At 69.4% G+C, this 14669-nt stretch carries 18 protein-coding genes; 9 read left to right on the top strand and 9 right to left on the bottom strand.

Going from position 1 to position 14669, the window contains the following annotated elements:
• From ribD to ACMT1E_RS14470, 4 genes are all read right to left on the bottom strand, one after another.
• On the bottom strand, window positions 1–951 hold the full coding sequence (ribD, locus tag ACMT1E_RS14455; protein ID WP_414903459.1) for a bifunctional diaminohydroxyphosphoribosylaminopyrimidine deaminase/5-amino-6-(5-phosphoribosylamino)uracil reductase RibD: 951 nt from the start codon (window positions 949–951) through the stop codon (window positions 1–3).
• A gap of 17 nt (window positions 952–968) precedes the next feature.
• Window positions 969–1322 (bottom strand): hypothetical protein, encoded by a 354-nt coding sequence (locus ACMT1E_RS14460; RefSeq protein ID WP_414901107.1) that lies wholly within the window; start codon window positions 1320–1322, stop codon window positions 969–971.
• A 157-nt stretch (window positions 1323–1479) separates the two neighbouring features.
• Complete coding sequence (locus ACMT1E_RS14465; protein ID WP_414901109.1) at window positions 1480–2139, bottom strand: energy transducer TonB; 660 nt, start codon at window positions 2137–2139, stop codon at window positions 1480–1482.
• Window positions 2140–2271: 132 nt separating this feature from the next.
• Window positions 2272–3600, bottom strand: coding sequence for a glutamate--tRNA ligase (locus ACMT1E_RS14470; protein WP_414901111.1), 1329 nt, complete (start codon window positions 3598–3600; stop codon window positions 2272–2274).
• 152 nt (window positions 3601–3752) lie between these two features.
• Between ACMT1E_RS14470 and ACMT1E_RS14475 the strand changes: the two genes are divergently transcribed.
• Window positions 3753–4688, top strand: coding sequence for a ribose-phosphate pyrophosphokinase (locus tag ACMT1E_RS14475; RefSeq protein WP_414901113.1), 936 nt, complete (start codon window positions 3753–3755; stop codon window positions 4686–4688).
• A gap of 23 nt (window positions 4689–4711) precedes the next feature.
• Window positions 4712–5998, top strand: coding sequence for an MFS transporter (locus tag ACMT1E_RS14480; RefSeq protein ID WP_414901115.1), 1287 nt, complete (start codon window positions 4712–4714; stop codon window positions 5996–5998).
• Here the strand turns inward: ACMT1E_RS14480 and ACMT1E_RS14485 are convergent.
• On the bottom strand, window positions 5991–6200 hold the full coding sequence (locus ACMT1E_RS14485) for a hypothetical protein (protein ID WP_414901117.1): 210 nt from the start codon (window positions 6198–6200) through the stop codon (window positions 5991–5993). The two genes, ACMT1E_RS14480 and ACMT1E_RS14485, sit on opposite strands and share 8 nt — an antisense overlap.
• Window positions 6201–6439: 239 nt before the next feature.
• Between ACMT1E_RS14485 and ACMT1E_RS14490 the strand changes: the two genes are divergently transcribed.
• The 4 genes from ACMT1E_RS14490 (at window position 6440) to ung (ending at window position 8662) form a co-directional block, all read left to right on the top strand.
• Entirely contained in the window at window positions 6440–6685 is a 246-nt protein-coding gene (locus ACMT1E_RS14490) for a hypothetical protein (RefSeq protein ID WP_414901119.1), read from the top strand.
• Window positions 6686–6807: 122 nt separating this feature from the next.
• Window positions 6808–7557: a sulfite exporter TauE/SafE family protein gene (locus ACMT1E_RS14495; protein ID WP_414901121.1), complete on the top strand. Its 750-nt coding sequence runs from the start codon at window positions 6808–6810 to the stop codon at window positions 7555–7557.
• Window positions 7554–7949 (top strand): ribose-phosphate pyrophosphokinase, encoded by a 396-nt coding sequence (locus ACMT1E_RS14500; RefSeq protein ID WP_414901123.1) that lies wholly within the window; start codon window positions 7554–7556, stop codon window positions 7947–7949. Before ACMT1E_RS14495 ends, ACMT1E_RS14500 begins: the two co-directional genes overlap by 4 nt.
• Window positions 7934–8662, top strand: coding sequence for a uracil-DNA glycosylase (gene ung, locus ACMT1E_RS14505; RefSeq protein WP_414901125.1), 729 nt, complete (start codon window positions 7934–7936; stop codon window positions 8660–8662). Before ACMT1E_RS14500 ends, ung begins: the two co-directional genes overlap by 16 nt.
• Here ung and ACMT1E_RS14510 read toward each other — a convergent pair.
• Together ACMT1E_RS14510 and ACMT1E_RS14515 are read right to left on the bottom strand one after the other, a co-directional pair.
• Entirely contained in the window at window positions 8619–9113 is a 495-nt protein-coding gene (locus tag ACMT1E_RS14510) for a DNA-deoxyinosine glycosylase (RefSeq protein ID WP_414901127.1), read from the bottom strand. The genes ung and ACMT1E_RS14510 overlap by 44 nt on opposite strands.
• The gene (locus ACMT1E_RS14515; RefSeq protein ID WP_414901129.1) at window positions 9110–9637 is read right to left on the bottom strand and encodes a hypothetical protein; all 528 of its coding nucleotides are present in this window, start codon (window positions 9635–9637) and stop codon (window positions 9110–9112) included. Before ACMT1E_RS14515 ends, ACMT1E_RS14510 begins: the two co-directional genes overlap by 4 nt.
• Before the next feature lie 135 nt (window positions 9638–9772).
• Here ACMT1E_RS14515 and ACMT1E_RS14520 point away from each other — a divergent pair, with 135 nt between their 5' ends.
• Genes ACMT1E_RS14520 through ACMT1E_RS14530 form a run of 3 tightly spaced genes read left to right on the top strand, consistent with a single transcriptional unit; the run spans window position 9773 to window position 13407 of the window.
• Complete coding sequence (locus ACMT1E_RS14520) at window positions 9773–10702, top strand: isoaspartyl peptidase/L-asparaginase family protein (RefSeq protein ID WP_414901131.1); 930 nt, start codon at window positions 9773–9775, stop codon at window positions 10700–10702.
• Window positions 10699–11556, top strand: coding sequence for a S1/P1 nuclease (locus ACMT1E_RS14525; RefSeq protein WP_414901133.1), 858 nt, complete (start codon window positions 10699–10701; stop codon window positions 11554–11556). Before ACMT1E_RS14520 ends, ACMT1E_RS14525 begins: the two co-directional genes overlap by 4 nt.
• A 60-nt stretch (window positions 11557–11616) precedes the next feature.
• Window positions 11617–13407, top strand: a complete 1791-nt coding sequence (locus ACMT1E_RS14530; RefSeq protein ID WP_414901135.1) for an AMP-dependent synthetase/ligase — start codon at window positions 11617–11619, stop codon at window positions 13405–13407.
• 35 nt (window positions 13408–13442) lie between these two features.
• Here the strand turns inward: ACMT1E_RS14530 and ACMT1E_RS14535 are convergent, their stop codons facing one another.
• Both ACMT1E_RS14535 and gloB read right to left on the bottom strand, forming a co-directional pair.
• Entirely contained in the window at window positions 13443–13862 is a 420-nt protein-coding gene (locus tag ACMT1E_RS14535) for a hypothetical protein (protein WP_414901137.1), read from the bottom strand.
• A 46-nt stretch (window positions 13863–13908) separates the two neighbouring features.
• On the bottom strand, window positions 13909–14637 hold the full coding sequence (gene gloB, locus ACMT1E_RS14540; RefSeq protein ID WP_414901139.1) for a hydroxyacylglutathione hydrolase: 729 nt from the start codon (window positions 14635–14637) through the stop codon (window positions 13909–13911).
• Window positions 14638–14669 lie beyond the last annotated feature (32 nt).

Consider the following 14669-nt stretch of genomic DNA (forward strand, 5'->3'; position numbering starts at 1 on the left):
TCAGCTCCGCTGGCGCTCGTAGACCTCGATCCGGTCGCTGCCAAGCGCGCGCGCGTCGCGCAGCCGCCAGCGCCCATGGGCATCGGACAGGTCGGTCAGCCCGATCGCGTCGACCGCCGGCCGCCCGTCGCCGATGACGATCGGCGCGCGGTAGAGCAGCAGCCGATCAACCAGATCCTCGGCGAGGAAGGCGGCGGCCGCCCCGGCCCCGCCCTCGACCAGCAGGTGGTCGACCCCGTCCAGCGCGGCGATCGCGGCGGGGGCGGGCAGGCCTTCCCAGCCGTCCGGCGGCGGATCGCGGCTCAGCACCGCCCGGCGCGGGCTGCGCCCCTCCAGCCCGTCCAGCCGCACGTCCAGCCGTGGCGCGTCGGCGGTCAGCGTGCCGCGCCCGACGACGATCATCTCGGCGCGGGCGCGTTCGACATGGGCATGGGCGCGCGCCGCCGCGCCGGTGATCCAGCGGCTGCTGCCGTCGGCCAGCGCGATGCAGCCGTCCAGCGACAGCGCCAGCTTCAGCGTCACGTGCGGCCGGCCCAGCCGTTGCCGGGTCAGGAACCCTTCCATCGTCGCCGCGCAGACATCGGCCAGCACGCCGTCGGTCACCGCGATCCCGGCGGCGCGCAGCCGCGCGTAACCGGCACCGGCGGTGCGCGGGTCGGGGTCGATCATGCCGCCGACCACCCGCGCCACCCCGGCGGCGATCAGCAGGGCGCTGCACGCCGGTCCGCGTGGGCTGGCGTGGGCGCAGGGTTCCAGCGTCGTGTAGCAAGTCGCGCCGCGCGACTTCGCGCCGGCCTCGGCCAGCGCCATCGCCTCGGCATGCGGCCGTCCGCCGGGCTGGCACCAGCCGCGCCCGACGATTCGCCCGTCGCTGACGATCAGCGCGCCGACATTGGGATTGGGGGCGCTCAGGCCCCGTGCGCGCCCGCCGATCGCGGCGGCGGCGGCCATGAAACGGGCGTCGGCCGTCAAAGACCCCACCGGTTGAGCGCGTCGTCGATCTTCTTGAACTCCGCCTGCCGCTTCTTGCGCTCCGCCTCCAGCTTGGCGTCCTCGACCTTCTTCTTTTCCATGTCGATCTTCTGCTGGGCCAGGATTTCCTCAAGGCTGCGGTCGGCCGGCCAGCTTTCGATGTAGGTGATCTGGCGTTTCCACGGTGGCATCATGTTGACGAAACCGTCCAGGTAGAATCCGACCATTACCGTCGTCGTGATGCCGACGGCCAGCGCCGCGAACAGCAGGTCGTGCTTGCGCCGCGTCGCCAGAAACTGCCGCAGGTCGCGCAGCGCGGCGGCGATGTTGAAGAAACGCAGAAAGCTCATCGCCGGGTAGATAGGCGGTGCCGCGCCCGGACGCCACCCGCTTCCGCCCTCCCGTGCGGCGCTATCATCCCCGCGCGCCCGGCGAAGCGATCCGCCCCATGCCCGTCCGCCGGGGGATGCGGCGATCCGGCGCTGCGCCGAATCGCCGCATCCATGCCTACCGCCGCATCTCGAACCGCACGGTCATCGTCCGCCACGCCTCGACGGCGACGCCGTCGCGCGTCGCCGGGCGGAACCGCCAGCGGGTCATCGCCTGCCGCACGGTGACGGTGGAAAAGGCCGGGTCGTCCGACGCGACGATCTCGGTCGCCCTGACCCGCCCGTCGGTGCCGACCAGCACCTTCAGGACAACGCGGCCTTCCTCGCCCAGCCGCTGCTTGGCCGGCGGATAGGGTGGCTGGAATGCCTCGGCATGGCGCGGGTCGGGCGCTGCCTCGACCAGCACCGGCGCCGCCGTCGGCGACGGCAGGGGCAGCGGCGCCACCCGGTCGGTCGCGTCGCTGTCGCCGCCGGTCAGGATGATCGGCTCGCTCCGGTCGACGCGGATGATCGCCGAATCGTCCGGGGTCGGCGTCACCGGCGTCCGGCTGTCGACCGGCCGGTCGGTCTTCGCCCGCACCTCCGGCTGCGGGGTGGGCGGCGGCGGTGGCGGGTCCGGCGCCGGGTAGAAGCTGATCGGGAACGGGCCGTTGATCTTCGGCACATAATCGCCGCGGATCAGGACCAGCGCCGCGATCACTCCGGCGTGGATCGCGACGACCCCGGCCAGTGTCGCGGGGGAACGGGGTTTGCGGTGAACGAAGCCTCCATTGTGCATGGCACCCTCCTTCCGGCGGCGCCACGCCCTCGCGGCGTCGCATTGCGATGTTACAACATAACGGGGGCGCCACAAACCCCTTTTCCGTTTCGAAGGAATCGACCCCATCGCCGGGCATGGGTGAGGCCGGCGTTACGCCTCCAGCCGCGCGATCACCGCGTCCCGGCCGATCAGCGGCAGCAGCGCCGCCATGTCCGGTCCCTTGTCGCGGCCGGTCAGCGCCAGCCGCAGCGGCAGGAACAGCGTCTTGCCGCTCCGCCCGGTCGCCGCCTTCGCCGCGCCGGTCAGCGTGTGCCACGGGTCGGCGGCCCAATCGGCGGCCCGCGCGGCTTCGGCGGCGGCGGCGAGCAATGGCCGGTCCGCTTCGGCGGCGGGCGGCGGGGTGAACGGGCCGGTGACGATCCGCCACCATTCGGCCGCCTCGGCGACGCTGCGCAGATTGGGGCGGATCGCCGCCCAGCCCTCCGCGCCCATGCCGTCGGGTAGCCGGTCGGCAATGGCGGCATGGTCGATCTGGTGGATGATCCGGGCGTTCAGCGTCGCCAGCTCCGCCTCGTCGAACCGCGCCGGGGCGCGGCCGAAGCGCGCGAAATCGATGCCGGCGATCAGCGGCGCCGGGTCGGCGAACGGCTCGACCGGGTCGGCGGTGCCGATGCGGGCGAGCAGCGCGACGATCGCCTGCGGCTCGATTCCGGCGTCGCGCAGCGCGTCCATGCCCAGCGCGCCCAGCCGCTTGGACAGCTTGCCTTCGCTGCCGACGAGCAGCGCCTCATGGGCGAAGGCGGGCGGCGCGGCGCCGAGGGCGGCGAACATCTGCACCTGCGCGGCGGTGTTGGACACATGGTCTTCGCCGCGCACGACATGGGTTACGCCCATCGCCACGTCGTCGATCGCCGACGGCAGGATGTACAGCCACGATCCGTCGGCGCGGCGGACGACCGGGTCGCTCAGCAGCGCCGGGTCGAATTGCTGCGGCCCGCGCACCAGGTCGTCCCAGGCGATCGGCGCGTCATGGTCCAGCCTGAACCGCCAGTGCGGCTGGCGCCCTTCCGCCTCCAGCGCCGCGCGCGCGCCGTCATCGAGCGTCAGTGCGGCGCGGTCGTAGACCGGCGGCAATCCCCGGCCCAGCCGGATCTTGCGTTTCAGCTCCAGTTCCTGCGGCGTCTCGTAGCAGGGGTAGAGCCAGCCGGCGTCGCGCAGTTCGGCGAAGCGCGCCTCATACAGCGCGCCGCGCGCCGACTGCCGCGTCTCGTCGTCCGGCGCCATGCCCAGCCAGGCCAGGTCGGCGCGGATCGCGGCGACGAACCGCTCCTCCGACCGCGCGGTGTCGGTGTCGTCGATCCGCAGCAGGAAGCGCCCGCCATGCTTGCGCGCCCACAGCCAGTTGTGGATCGCGGTGCGGACGTTGCCGACATGCAGCCGGCCGGTCGGCGACGGGGCGAAGCGGGTGACGACGGTCATCGCCCGCCTCTAGACCAACGCTGCGGCCTGTAGGAAGCTTCCATTCCCCGATAGCGATAATCCCCTGATAACCTCGCTGGAAACCGCACCCCCTTCCCCCCGGCGCTGACGCTGCTAAGAGGCTTGGCGACTGCTCACGGGGATTGCGCATAATGAAACTGATGTCGGGCAACTCGAACCTGCCGCTCGCCCGCGCCATTGCCGACTATCTCGAAATGCCGCTGACCGACGCCGCGGTCCGCCGCTTCGCCGACGAGGAAGTGTTCGTCGAGATCCACGAGAACGTCCGTGGCGAGGACGTCTTCGTTCTCCAGTCGACCGGCTACCCGGCCAACGACAACCTCATGGAACTGCTGATCTGCATCGACGCGCTCAAACGCGCCTCGGCCAAGCGGATCACCGCCGTCATCCCCTATTTCGGTTATGCCCGGCAGGACCGGAAGCCCGGCCCGCGCACGCCGATCTCCGCCAAGCTGGTCGCCAATCTGATCACCGTCGCCGGTGCCAACCGCGTCCTGTCGCTCGACCTTCACGCCGGGCAGATTCAGGGCTTCTTCGATATCCCGACCGACAATCTCTACGCCGCTCCGGTGATGTCGGCCGACATCCAGGCCCGCTTCGGCGGTGAGAATATCATGGTCGTCTCGCCCGACGTCGGCGGCGTCGTCCGCGCCCGCGCGCTGGCCAAGCGGCTGAACAACGCGCCGCTGGCGATCGTCGACAAGCGCCGCGAGCGCCCCGGCGAGAGCGAGGTGATGAACATCATCGGCGACGTCACCGGCCGCTTCTGCGTGCTGGTCGACGACATCGTCGATTCCGCCGGCACGCTGTGCAACGCCGCCGCCGCCCTGCGCGAAGCAGGCGCCAAGGACGTCGTCGCCTATGTCAGCCACGGCGTGCTGTCCGGTGGCGCCGTCGCCCGGGTCGAGGCGTCGTCGCTGACCGAACTGGTCGTCACCGACTCGATCGGCCTGCCGGAATCGGCCAACGGCGCCGCCCATCTGCGGACGTTGACCATCGCCCCGCTGCTGGCGGAGGCGATCAAGCGGATCGCCGACGAAAGCTCGGTGTCGTCGCTGTTCGACTGATACGGCAAAGGAGGCCCGGGGGGATGAGCCAGGACGCGATCAACCCCAACCGCCGCGTCCTGTTTGCCAGTCTGGTCGGCACCACCGTCGAGTTTTACGATTTCTACGTGTTCGCGACGGCGGCGTCGCTGGTCTTCGGGCCGCTGTTCTTTCCCGCCAGTTCGCCGACCGCGCAATTGCTCAGCGCCTATGCGACGTTCAGTCTGGCGTTCATCGCCCGGCCGCTCGGCGCCTTCGTCTTCGGCCATTACGGCGACCGGGTCGGCCGCAAGTCGACGCTGGTCGCCTCGCTGATGCTGATGGGCGCGTCGACCTTCGCTATCGCCTTCCTGCCGACTTATGCCACCGCCGGCTGGATCGCGCCGCTGCTGCTGTGCGTGCTGCGCTTCGGCCAGGGGCTGGGGCTGGGCGGCGAATGGGGCGGCGCGGCGCTGCTCGCGGTGGAGAATGCGCCGCCCGGTTGGAAGGCCCGTTTCGGCATGGTGCCGCAGCTTGGCGCGCCGCTCGGCTTCATCGCCGCGAACGGGCTGTTCCTGATCCTTGGCCTGCTGCTGACCCAGGAGGATTTCGTCGCCTGGGGCTGGCGGCTGCCGTTCCTGGTCAGTGCGCTGCTCGTCATCCTCGGCCTGTGGGTGCGGCTGCGGCTGGTCGAGACGCCGGCCTTCGCCGCCGCGCTGAAGCAGGAGGCGCCGCCGCGCATCCCGCTCGCCGCCGTGTTCCGTCATCATCTGCGCGCGACCTTCGCCGGCACTTTCGCGGTCGTCGCCTGCTTCGCGCTGTTCTACCTGACCACCGCCTTCGCCCTCGGCTACGGCACGACGACGCGGGGGATTCCGCGCGAGACATTCCTGTCGCTCCAGCTCGGCGCGATCCTGTTCATGGCGGTCGGCATCGTCCTTGCCGGCTGGTGGTCCGATCACAGCAGTCCGCGCCGGGTGCTCGTCGTCGGCTGCATCGGCACGCTCGTCTCCGGGCTGACGCTGGCGCCCCTGCTGGGTGGCGGGCTGCCGGCAATCTTCCTGTTCCTGGCTTTCGGCCTGTTCGTAATGGGCTTCGTTTACGGCCCGCTCGGCGCGTTCCTGCCGGGTCTCTACCCGCCACTGGTTCGCTACACCGGCGCGTCGGTGGCGTTCAACGTCGGCGGCATCCTCGGCGGATCGCTGGCGCCGTTCCTGGCAACCACCCTCGCCGATCATGGCGGGCTGGGGCTGGTCGGCGCCTATCTTGCCGCCGCCGGGCTGCTCAGCCTGGCCGGTCTTGCCGCGATCGGGCCGGGGCAGGCGGAAGAGCGGCCGGCGCCGCTCACCTGAAATCGCGGGGCCGCACCTGCAAGCCATCCTCGCCGACACCGCGCAGCCAGCCGCTGTAATCGACGATGCGGTCGACGACGACGTGGATCACCAGCCACGCGCGCCGTTGCGCGCATGGGCCGGCGCGGCACACGCATGACGCCATGCGACCGTCGATCGCCACGCCGCCGAAAGGCAGCACGGTCGTGGGCGTGACCACCATCGCCGGGGCGAGCGCGGCAACCGTATGCGGAAGGCGACGAGTTCGAACGGCGGGTCAATAGGATATGCGGCGCGGGAATCCGCTCGTTCTCATCATGTTCTTACCGGGAAGAGTCGAGCGGTTTTGGCGGATAACGCCACCGCGTTGGAAAAAAGGGACGAACGCCCATAAATTATATGGCGCCCTCCAATCATATTGGGTAGCGATTTTTGGCTAAGTTCAATGTACTGGAGGTCTTTATGAAGAAATTGGGTACGGTCGCAGCCGCCTTGGCCGCCTTCACTATGTCGGCCGCGCCGGCGCTTGCGGCGGTTCCGACCTCCGCTTCGCGACTGTCGGTTGCGCAGAACAGCCGCGTCGCCGCTGCCACCGACGACAGCTCGAAGCTGGCCGGCGGCGCGCTGATCGGTATCGCCCTCGCGGTTGCCGCGGTGGTTGCGGTGATCGTGATCGCCAGCGACGACGACAAGCCGGCCAGCGCCTGATTCGCTGACCGTCAATTCGTTGCAGAAAACGCCGCGGTCCTCACGGGCCGCGGCGTTTTTCGTGTGGTGCCGCCGCGGTGCGGCGCTGGTCTTGCGCCGGCGTCTGGCTTAAGGCGCGGGCTATGCCGCACGATCCTGCCTTCATCGTCGCCGCCTGCGTCGCGGTGGCGCTGGTCGGGCTGGCCAAGGGCGGTTTCGCCGGATTGGGGGCGCTCGGCACGCCGATCATGGCGCTGGCGATCTCTCCGGTTGCCGCCGCGGCGATCCTGCTGCCGATCCTGATCGTTCAGGATATCGTCAGTGTCTGGTGCTTTCGGGCGCATTGGAACCGGCGGATCGTGCTGATCATGTTGCCCGGCGCACTGGTCGGCGTCGCCCTTGGCTGGGCGATGGCCGCGCTGGTCAGCGAGCGTGCGGTGATGGCGGCGGTCGGCGGCGTCACCCTGCTGTTCGGCCTGTCCCGCCTCTGGATCGAACGGCGCGGCCGGATTCCATTGCCCGCCGAAGGACCGGAATGGGTTGGCGGCCTGTTCGGGGTCGCGACCGGTTTCGCCAGCCAGATCGCCCATGCCGGCGGTCCACCCTTCCAGATGTGGGTGGCGCCGAAGCGGCTGCCTCACCTCGAATATGTCGGCACCAGCGCGATCGTCTTCGCACTGATCAACTGGGCGAAGGTGCCGGCTTATGCGGCGCTCGGCCAGTTCACGCGGGAGAATATGACCATAGCCGCGGCGTTGCTGCCGGTGGCGCTGCTGTCGACCTTCGCCGGCGTCTGGCTGGTCCGACGGATAAGCGGCGCGCTGTTTTACACGTTACTTTATATGCTGATGGTGCTGCTGGGTCTGAAACTGTTGTGGGATGCCTTGCCGTGACCGACGCCGCCATCCTCGCCGATGCTGCGCGGGTCCGCACACTGCTGGTCGCCGCCGCCCGCGCCGGCGAATCCGTCAGCTATTCCGGTCTGCTCGGCCGTCTCGGCCTGCGCTTCACCCGGCCGAAAATGCGGGCGCTGTGCAAGACGCTCGACCATATCGACCGGCTCGGCGCTGCTCAGGGTGAGCCGGGTCTGGCGGTGCTGGTCGTGCGCGAGGGCGACGGCCTGCCGGGGCAGGGCTGGTGGACGGGCGGCCGCGCGCTGGCCCTCGGTCATGACGGGGACTGGACGGGGCCGGCGGCGCGGGCGCTGGTGCGTGAAGAACAGCAGGCGGCCTTTGCCTATTGGCAGGCGGCCGGGCGAAAGGAGGATGGATGGCCGACGAGGTGAAACTGCACGCAAGCTGGCGCGCGCCGCTGACGGCGGAATTCGCCAGTCCCTACATGCAGGCGCTGAAGCAGTTCCTGCTGGCGGAAAAGGCAGCCGGCAAGCACATCTTCCCACGCGGCGGCGAATATTTCCGTGCGCTCGACCTGACGCCGCTCGACACGGTGCGTGTCGTGATTCTGGGGCAGGACCCCTATCATGGCGCCGGTCAGGCGCATGGCCTGTGTTTCAGCGTGCGGCCGGGGGTGCGGACGCCGCCGTCACTGGTCAACATCTACAAGGAACTGCACGCCGACCTGGGCCTGGCCCCGCCCCGCCATGGTTTTCTGGAACATTGGGCGCGACAGGGGGTGTTGCTGCTCAACAGCGTGCTGACCGTCGAGATGGGCCGCGCCGCCTCTCACCAGAAACAGGGATGGGAACGTTTCACCGACGCGGTGATCGCGCTGGTCAACGACAGTCCGCGGCCGGTCGTGTTCATGCTGTGGGGCAGCTACGCCCAACGCAAGGCGGCGTTCGTCGACCAGCGCCGCCATCTGGTGCTGAAGGCCCCGCACCCGTCGCCGCTTTCCGCCCACACCGGCTTTTTCGGCTGCCGCCATTTCTCGCAGGCCAATGCCTTCCTCGAACGCCATGGTCGCCAGCCAGTCGACTGGGCCTTGCCCGAAGACCCTATGGCAGACAGGCCCGCAGCCGCAGCCAGTCCGCCTGTTTGACCTCGGCCGGGACGGCGCAGGCGCCGCTGCTCGACAGCAGGGTCAGCGTCCGGTAGCGCGCCGCCGCGGCGCCGAGCTGCCGCAAGCCGATGCTTGCCGCCTTGACGCCATTGAACGCGATCGTCGTCAGCCCCGGCAATGTTGCGGCCATCGCCGCCAGGTCCCGTGGTTCGGGGTTGCGGATCGCGCTGTCGAGGCTGCCCTGCCGCTCGGCGGCGGCGATCACATCCCACAGGCCAATGCGGTGGGCGCGCAATGCCTCCAGCCGCGCGGGATAGGGCAGCGCGCGCAGATCGACGGCGATGACCATGCCGACCAGCGCCCAGAATCGATTGCCGGGATTGGCGTAATACTGCCGGGCGTCGAGCGAGCGTCGCCCCGGCAGGCTGCCGAGGATCAGCAGCCGCGTCCGTTCGTCGGTGACCGGGGGGAACGCTCGTTCGCGCGTCATTCCTGCGGGCAGATGTCGGTGCGCGCCTCGCGCTTGCCGCCGCTGTACCATTGGCCGGCCTCACCCATCGTCTCGGCATTATGGTAGCAGACCTGCGCCGCCGTTCCGGCCGGGTCGATCAGGATCGTCCAGCGGTGGTCGCCGCAATTATGCGCCTGGCAGCCGGTGGACAGCAGCCGGCCGTCCTTCAGGATGATCGGTCCGCTCGGCCCGGCGCCGGGGTTCAGCACCCAGTCGAGCACCGCCTTGTCGCCGACCGCCGCGGTTACCGCACCGGTCACCAGCGGGTTGGCAAGAAAAGTCGCGCCGCCGACTTCGTCGAACGGGTATTTTCCGACATAGCCCGACAACGCCGCCTCGCCGGTCGCGGCGTTGGACGGGACGGATACGGCGTCCGCGATGTTCGTTTCCGCCTCGGCGCCGCTGTTCGCGTCCGTGGCGGCGGCGTGGTTGCCGGCACCGCCGCTACAAGCCGCGCACAGCAATGCGGCAGCGAAGGGTATGACATGACGCGCTGCGATCATCGGGCATCCTCCGGTCCGGTTCCCGGCGCAGCATGCCATGGCGCCAGCGCCCGCGCACCCGTTTTCATCTCGTCAAGGCTGGTTCCGCCACCGCCGGCTTTGGCCTAGAAGCCTCGCATTCCACGGGAGTTCTTGATGCCACAATCGTCTCGCTGGGCCTTGGTCATCCACGGTGGCGCCGGGCAGATCACGCGGGCGGTGCTGGCGGCGGCGCAGGATCAGGGCGCACGCGCCGGCTTGCACGCCGCGCTTGCCGCCGGTGCCGCGCTGCTCGCCGCCGGCGGAACCGCGCTTGACGCGGTCGAGGCCGCTGTCCGCGTGCTGGAGGACGACTCCCATTTCAATGCCGGGCGCGGATCGGCCTTCACCCATGACGGGGGGATCGAGATGGACGCGGCGATCATGGACGGGCGGGACCGTGCCGCCGGGGCGGTCGCCGGCATCACCCGCACCCGCCACCCGGTCGCGCTGGCGCGGCGGGTGATGGACCATAGCCCGCATGTTCTGTTGAGCGGTGCCGGCGCCGACGCCTTTTCGGTCGAACAGGAGCTGGAACAGGCTGACGCCGGCTGGTTCGAGACCGTAGCTCGGCGTCGGCAGCTTGACGCGATGCTGGCGCGGGGCGGAGACGGTTTCGACGTCGACATGAAATACGGCACGGTCGGCGCTGTCGCGTGCGACATCCACGGCCATGTCGCCGCCGCCACATCGACCGGCGGCGTTACCGGCAAGCGCTGGGGGCGGATCGGCGATTCGCCGCTGATCGGCGCCGGCACCCATGCCGACGACCGCGCTGGCGCGGTGTCGGCGACCGGCGCCGGAGAGTTTTTCATCCGCGCCAATGTCGCGCACGAGATCGGCGCGCGTGCCCGCATGCTGGGCGAATCGATGCTGGAGGCGGGGGCGGCGGCGATCGCGGAGGTCGGCGCGATGGGCGGCAGCGGTGGCGTCATTCTGGTCGGGGCCGACGGGACCGGGGGGTGGCGGTTCAACACGCCGGGCATGTATCGTGGCATGGTTTCGGCCGGGGCGCCGGCCGTGGTCGCGATCTTCGGGGACGAATGACGATGATCCGGCGATTCGGCCTGCTGCTTGCCGCGCTGGCGGTGGTGCTTCCCGGCCCGGCGCGGGCGTTTTGGGAATATGGCCACGAAACCGTCGCCGCCATCGCCCTGGCGGACGTGCGCCCCACCACCCGGCTGGCGATCCGCCGGCTGCTGCGCGCCGCGCCGCTGCTTGAAACACCGACCTGCCCGGCGCGCACCCTGGCGGAAGCGAGCGTCTGGCCGGATTGCGTCAAGACGCTCGGCCCCCGCTTCAGCTACGCGGCAAGCTGGCATTATCAGGATGTCGACATCTGCAAGCCGTTCGCCCTGAAACCGGCCTGTCGTGACGGCAATTGCGTGTCGGCGCAGATCACCCGCAACCTTGCGCTGCTGAAAGACCGGGCGGTGCCGGTGCGCGAGAGGCTGATGGCGCTGATCTTCGTTGTCCATTTCGTCGGCGATCTGCACCAGCCGCTCCACGCCGGTGAGCATGACGATGCCGGCGGCAACCGGGTCAGGGCGGGCTATGGCATCGCTGCCGGGCGGATCAACCTGCACATGGTCTGGGACGGCTATCTGGCCGAGCGCGCCATTTCGACTCCGCCTGCCGGCGCCGCCGGGCTGCTCGCGGCCGCCACCCCCGCCGAACGGGCGGCCATGGCGGCGGGTAGCGTCGAAGACTGGTCGCGAGAGAACTGGGAAGTCGCCCGCGACGCCGTCTATGCGCCGGTGATCGCCGATCCGTGCGGGGCGGAACCGGCGCGGGTCCAGCTTGACGAAGCGAGGATCAGGGCGGCGATCCCGGTGTTGCGCGCGCAGGTGCTGCGCGGCGGCCTGCGCCTCGCCCGCCTGCTCGACGAAGCGCTCGGCTGACCGCTCTGGACCCGCGTCGTGGGACGGTTACTATGCCCTGGGGCAGGACGGGGTAACAGAATGCGCAGGCTTGAGCCGTTTCCGAATCTGGTGACGATGTTCTTCACCCGCGCCGGGCAAAAGGGCGATGCGCCGTTCCTGTGGCGCAAGCTGGACGGGCGCTGGCAACCGCTCAGTTGGCGGGCGGTGGCCGAACAGGTTTCGGCACTGGCCCAGGCGCTGCGCCGGATCGGCCTCACCCCCGGCGACCGGGTGATGCTGGTGTCGGAAAACCGGCCGGAATGGTGCATCGCCGACCTGGCGATCATGGCCGCCGGTTGCGTCACCGTGCCGACCTACACCACCAATACCGAGCGCGACCACGCCCATATTCTGGAAAACAGCGGTGCGCGGGCGGTCATCGTCTCCACCGATAAACTGGCGCGGACGCTGTTGCCGGCGATGCTGCGGTCCAGTCAGGCGGCGGCGTTGATCGGCATAGAACCGCTGCGCTTCGCCCAGAGCGGCAGTGTCGATTTCCACGATTGGCACCGGCTGATCGCGGCGGAGACGCCTGATGTCGCGGCAACGGCGGGGGCCGCGAACTTTGGCCGCGATGACCTCGCCTGCATTATCTACACCAGCGGCACCGGCGGCGCACCGCGCGGCGTGTGCCAGCATCACGGGGCGATCCTGCACAACGTCGCCGGCTGCACCGCGATCATCTCCGACGATTTCGGCTGGGATGACGAGGTGTTCCTGTCCTTCCTGCCGCTCAGCCATGCCTATGAACATTCCGGCGGCCAGCATTTCCCGATCGGGCTGGGCGGCCAGATCTACTATGCCGAAGGGCTCGACAAGCTCGCCGCCAATATCGAGGAGGTGCGCCCGACGATCATGGTCGTCGTCCCCCGCCTGTTCGAGGTGCTGCGCCAGCGCATGGTCAAGGCGATCGAGAGGCAGGGTGGGCTGGGGCCGGCATTGCTCCGCCGGGCGCTGGCGCTTGGCGGCAAGGATCTGGCCGGGCGGATGCCGCTGTGGGACCGGCCGATGGATTTCTTCATCGGCCGGACGTTGCGGCCCAAGGTGCAGAAGCGTTTCGGCGGACGGATCAAGGCGCTGGTCTCCGGCGGCGCGCCGCTCAACCCCGATATCGGCGTTTTCTTCCACGCCCTCGGTCTGACCCTGTTGCAGGGCTATGGCCAGACGGAGGCGGGGCCGGTGATTTCGTGCAACCGCCCGGCGGCCGGGCTGAAGATGGACACGGTCGGCCCGCCACTCCCCGATACGGAAGTGCGCATCGCCGATGACGGCGAGATATTGGTGCGCGGTGAACTGGTCATGCACGGCTACTGGCGCAACCCGGCGGAAACCGACCGGGTGCTGATCGACGGCTGGTTGCACACCGGCGACATCGGCGAGCTGGATGCCGCCGGCCGCATCCGCATCACCGATCGCAAGAAGGACCTGATCATCAACGACAAGGGCGACAATGTCGCCCCGCAGAAGGTCGAGGGTATCCTGACCCTCCAACCCGAAGTGCTGCAGGCGATGATCTACGGCGATCGCCGGCCCTATATCGTCGCGCTGATCGTGCCCGATCCCGAATGGACCGCCGAATGGGCGATCGCCAACGACTATCGCTGCGATTTCCGCGCGCTTGCCGACAATCCGCAATATCGCGCGGCGGTGATGGCGGCGGTCGACCGGGTCAATCAGGAATTGTCGGTGGTCGAAAAGATTCGCCGCATCATCATCGCCGACGAACCGTTCACGGTCGAAAACGCGCAGATGACGCCGTCGATGAAGGTCCGGCGCCACATTCTGCGCGACGTCTACGGCGCCCGGCTCGATGCGCTCTACAAGGGCTGAGCGGTGCGCGCGGGCGCTGGCCGGCGCCCGCTGCCCTAGTTCCGGTACGGCACGAATTCGGCCATGCTGCACGCGCCGGTCTCGATACCGGTGACGAAATCGCGCACCGTCGCGATGTCGCCGGAACAGAGCCGGGTCGACGGCGTCCGCGTTACCAGCCCGGCGCCGTTGCGCAGACCGGGGCAGCCGCCGACCGGGTCGTTGCGGTAGGTCAGCTTCGCGTTGACCCGGTAAAGGATCGTGCTGTCGCCGATATAGGTGGTGCCGTTGACCCGGTTGAGCGGAATGCAATTCACCGGCTTGCCTGCAGTTTTGCCGGCCAGCGCCTTGTCCAGTTTGGCCTGATCGGCGGCGGCGCGTTCGGCGCGGGCCGTGGATGGGCTGGCGATCAGAATCGACCCGCTGGTCAGGCTGGCCAGCCCGGCCGCGATGCAGAGGGTGAGACTATGCCGCATGACACGTTCCTCTCGATAGATTCGCTGCTGGCGACCAGTCTCGTATTCAGCCCCTGAACCTATCCTTAGCGGCGCGCCGCTCGGCGAGCTGCTCGGCGCTGTCCGCGCGCATGAACGGATTGGTCGCCCGTTCCGCGCTGATGCTGGTTGGCACCGTCGCCTCACCGGCCGCGCGCAGCCGCGCCACCTCGGCCATACGCGCGGCGATGGCGGCGTTGTCCGGTTCCGCCGTCAATGCGTAGCGGCCGTTCGCCTCGGTATATTCATGGGCGCAATAGACGGCGGTGTCGGCGGGCAACGCGGCCAGCCGCCGCATATTGGCGAACATCTGCTCCGCCGTGCCTTCGAACAGTCGGCCGCAGCCCATGGCGAACAGCGTGTCGCCGACGAAAACCGCCGCGTCGCCGGCCAGATGATAGGCGATATGGCCGGCGGTATGCGCCGGCACCGCCAGCACCGTCGCGCGGTGCTTCCCCAACACCACCACATCGCCTTCGTCGACCTGCCGGTCCAGCGTCGGGATCCGGTCCGCCTCCGTCGCCGGGCCGGTGATCGTGCAGCCGGTCGCCGCCTTGATCGCGGCGTTGCCGCCGGTGTGGTCCGGATGCCAGTGGGTGTTCCACACCTGGCCGATCCGCCAGCCGCGTCTGTCCGCTTCCGCCAGCACCGGATCGGCAACCGCCGGGTCGACCACCACCGTGTCACCCCCGACGGGGTCGTGGACCAGCCAGACATAATTGTCGTTCAGCACCGGGATTCGCGCAATTTCCAGCATTGCGCGATTGTAAGGGGTAAATCGCTGGCATG

It is taken from the genome of Sphingomonas flavalba (genome assembly GCF_047553045.1).
Lineage (GTDB): Bacteria > Pseudomonadota > Alphaproteobacteria > Sphingomonadales > Sphingomonadaceae > Sphingomonas_L > Sphingomonas_L flavalba_A.

Coding starts and splice junctions, on each gene's coding strand:
- ACMT1E_RS14510 (WP_414901127.1), bottom strand. CDS start 9,113: ATGACGCGCGAACGAGCGTTCCCCCCGGTCACCGACGAACGGACGCGG.
- ACMT1E_RS14480 (WP_414901115.1), top strand. CDS start 4,712: ATGAGCCAGGACGCGATCAACCCCAACCGCCGCGTCCTGTTTGCCAGT.
- ACMT1E_RS14475 (WP_414901113.1), top strand. CDS start 3,753: ATGAAACTGATGTCGGGCAACTCGAACCTGCCGCTCGCCCGCGCCATT.
- ACMT1E_RS14530 (WP_414901135.1), top strand. CDS start 11,617: ATGCGCAGGCTTGAGCCGTTTCCGAATCTGGTGACGATGTTCTTCACC.
- ACMT1E_RS14515 (WP_414901129.1), bottom strand. CDS start 9,637: ATGATCGCAGCGCGTCATGTCATACCCTTCGCTGCCGCATTGCTGTGC.
- ACMT1E_RS14465 (WP_414901109.1), bottom strand. CDS start 2,139: ATGCACAATGGAGGCTTCGTTCACCGCAAACCCCGTTCCCCCGCGACA.
- ACMT1E_RS14460 (WP_414901107.1), bottom strand. CDS start 1,322: ATGAGCTTTCTGCGTTTCTTCAACATCGCCGCCGCGCTGCGCGACCTG.
- ACMT1E_RS14490 (WP_414901119.1), top strand. CDS start 6,440: ATGAAGAAATTGGGTACGGTCGCAGCCGCCTTGGCCGCCTTCACTATG.
- ACMT1E_RS14485 (WP_414901117.1), bottom strand. CDS start 6,200: ATGGTGGTCACGCCCACGACCGTGCTGCCTTTCGGCGGCGTGGCGATC.
- ACMT1E_RS14535 (WP_414901137.1), bottom strand. CDS start 13,862: ATGCGGCATAGTCTCACCCTCTGCATCGCGGCCGGGCTGGCCAGCCTG.
- ribD (WP_414903459.1), bottom strand. CDS start 951: ATGGCCGCCGCCGCCGCGATCGGCGGGCGCGCACGGGGCCTGAGCGCC.
- ACMT1E_RS14520 (WP_414901131.1), top strand. CDS start 9,773: ATGCCACAATCGTCTCGCTGGGCCTTGGTCATCCACGGTGGCGCCGGG.
- ACMT1E_RS14525 (WP_414901133.1), top strand. CDS start 10,699: ATGACGATGATCCGGCGATTCGGCCTGCTGCTTGCCGCGCTGGCGGTG.
- ung (WP_414901125.1), top strand. CDS start 7,934: ATGGCCGACGAGGTGAAACTGCACGCAAGCTGGCGCGCGCCGCTGACG.
- gloB (WP_414901139.1), bottom strand. CDS start 14,637: ATGCTGGAAATTGCGCGAATCCCGGTGCTGAACGACAATTATGTCTGG.
- ACMT1E_RS14470 (WP_414901111.1), bottom strand. CDS start 3,600: ATGACCGTCGTCACCCGCTTCGCCCCGTCGCCGACCGGCCGGCTGCAT.
- ACMT1E_RS14495 (WP_414901121.1), top strand. CDS start 6,808: ATGCCGCACGATCCTGCCTTCATCGTCGCCGCCTGCGTCGCGGTGGCG.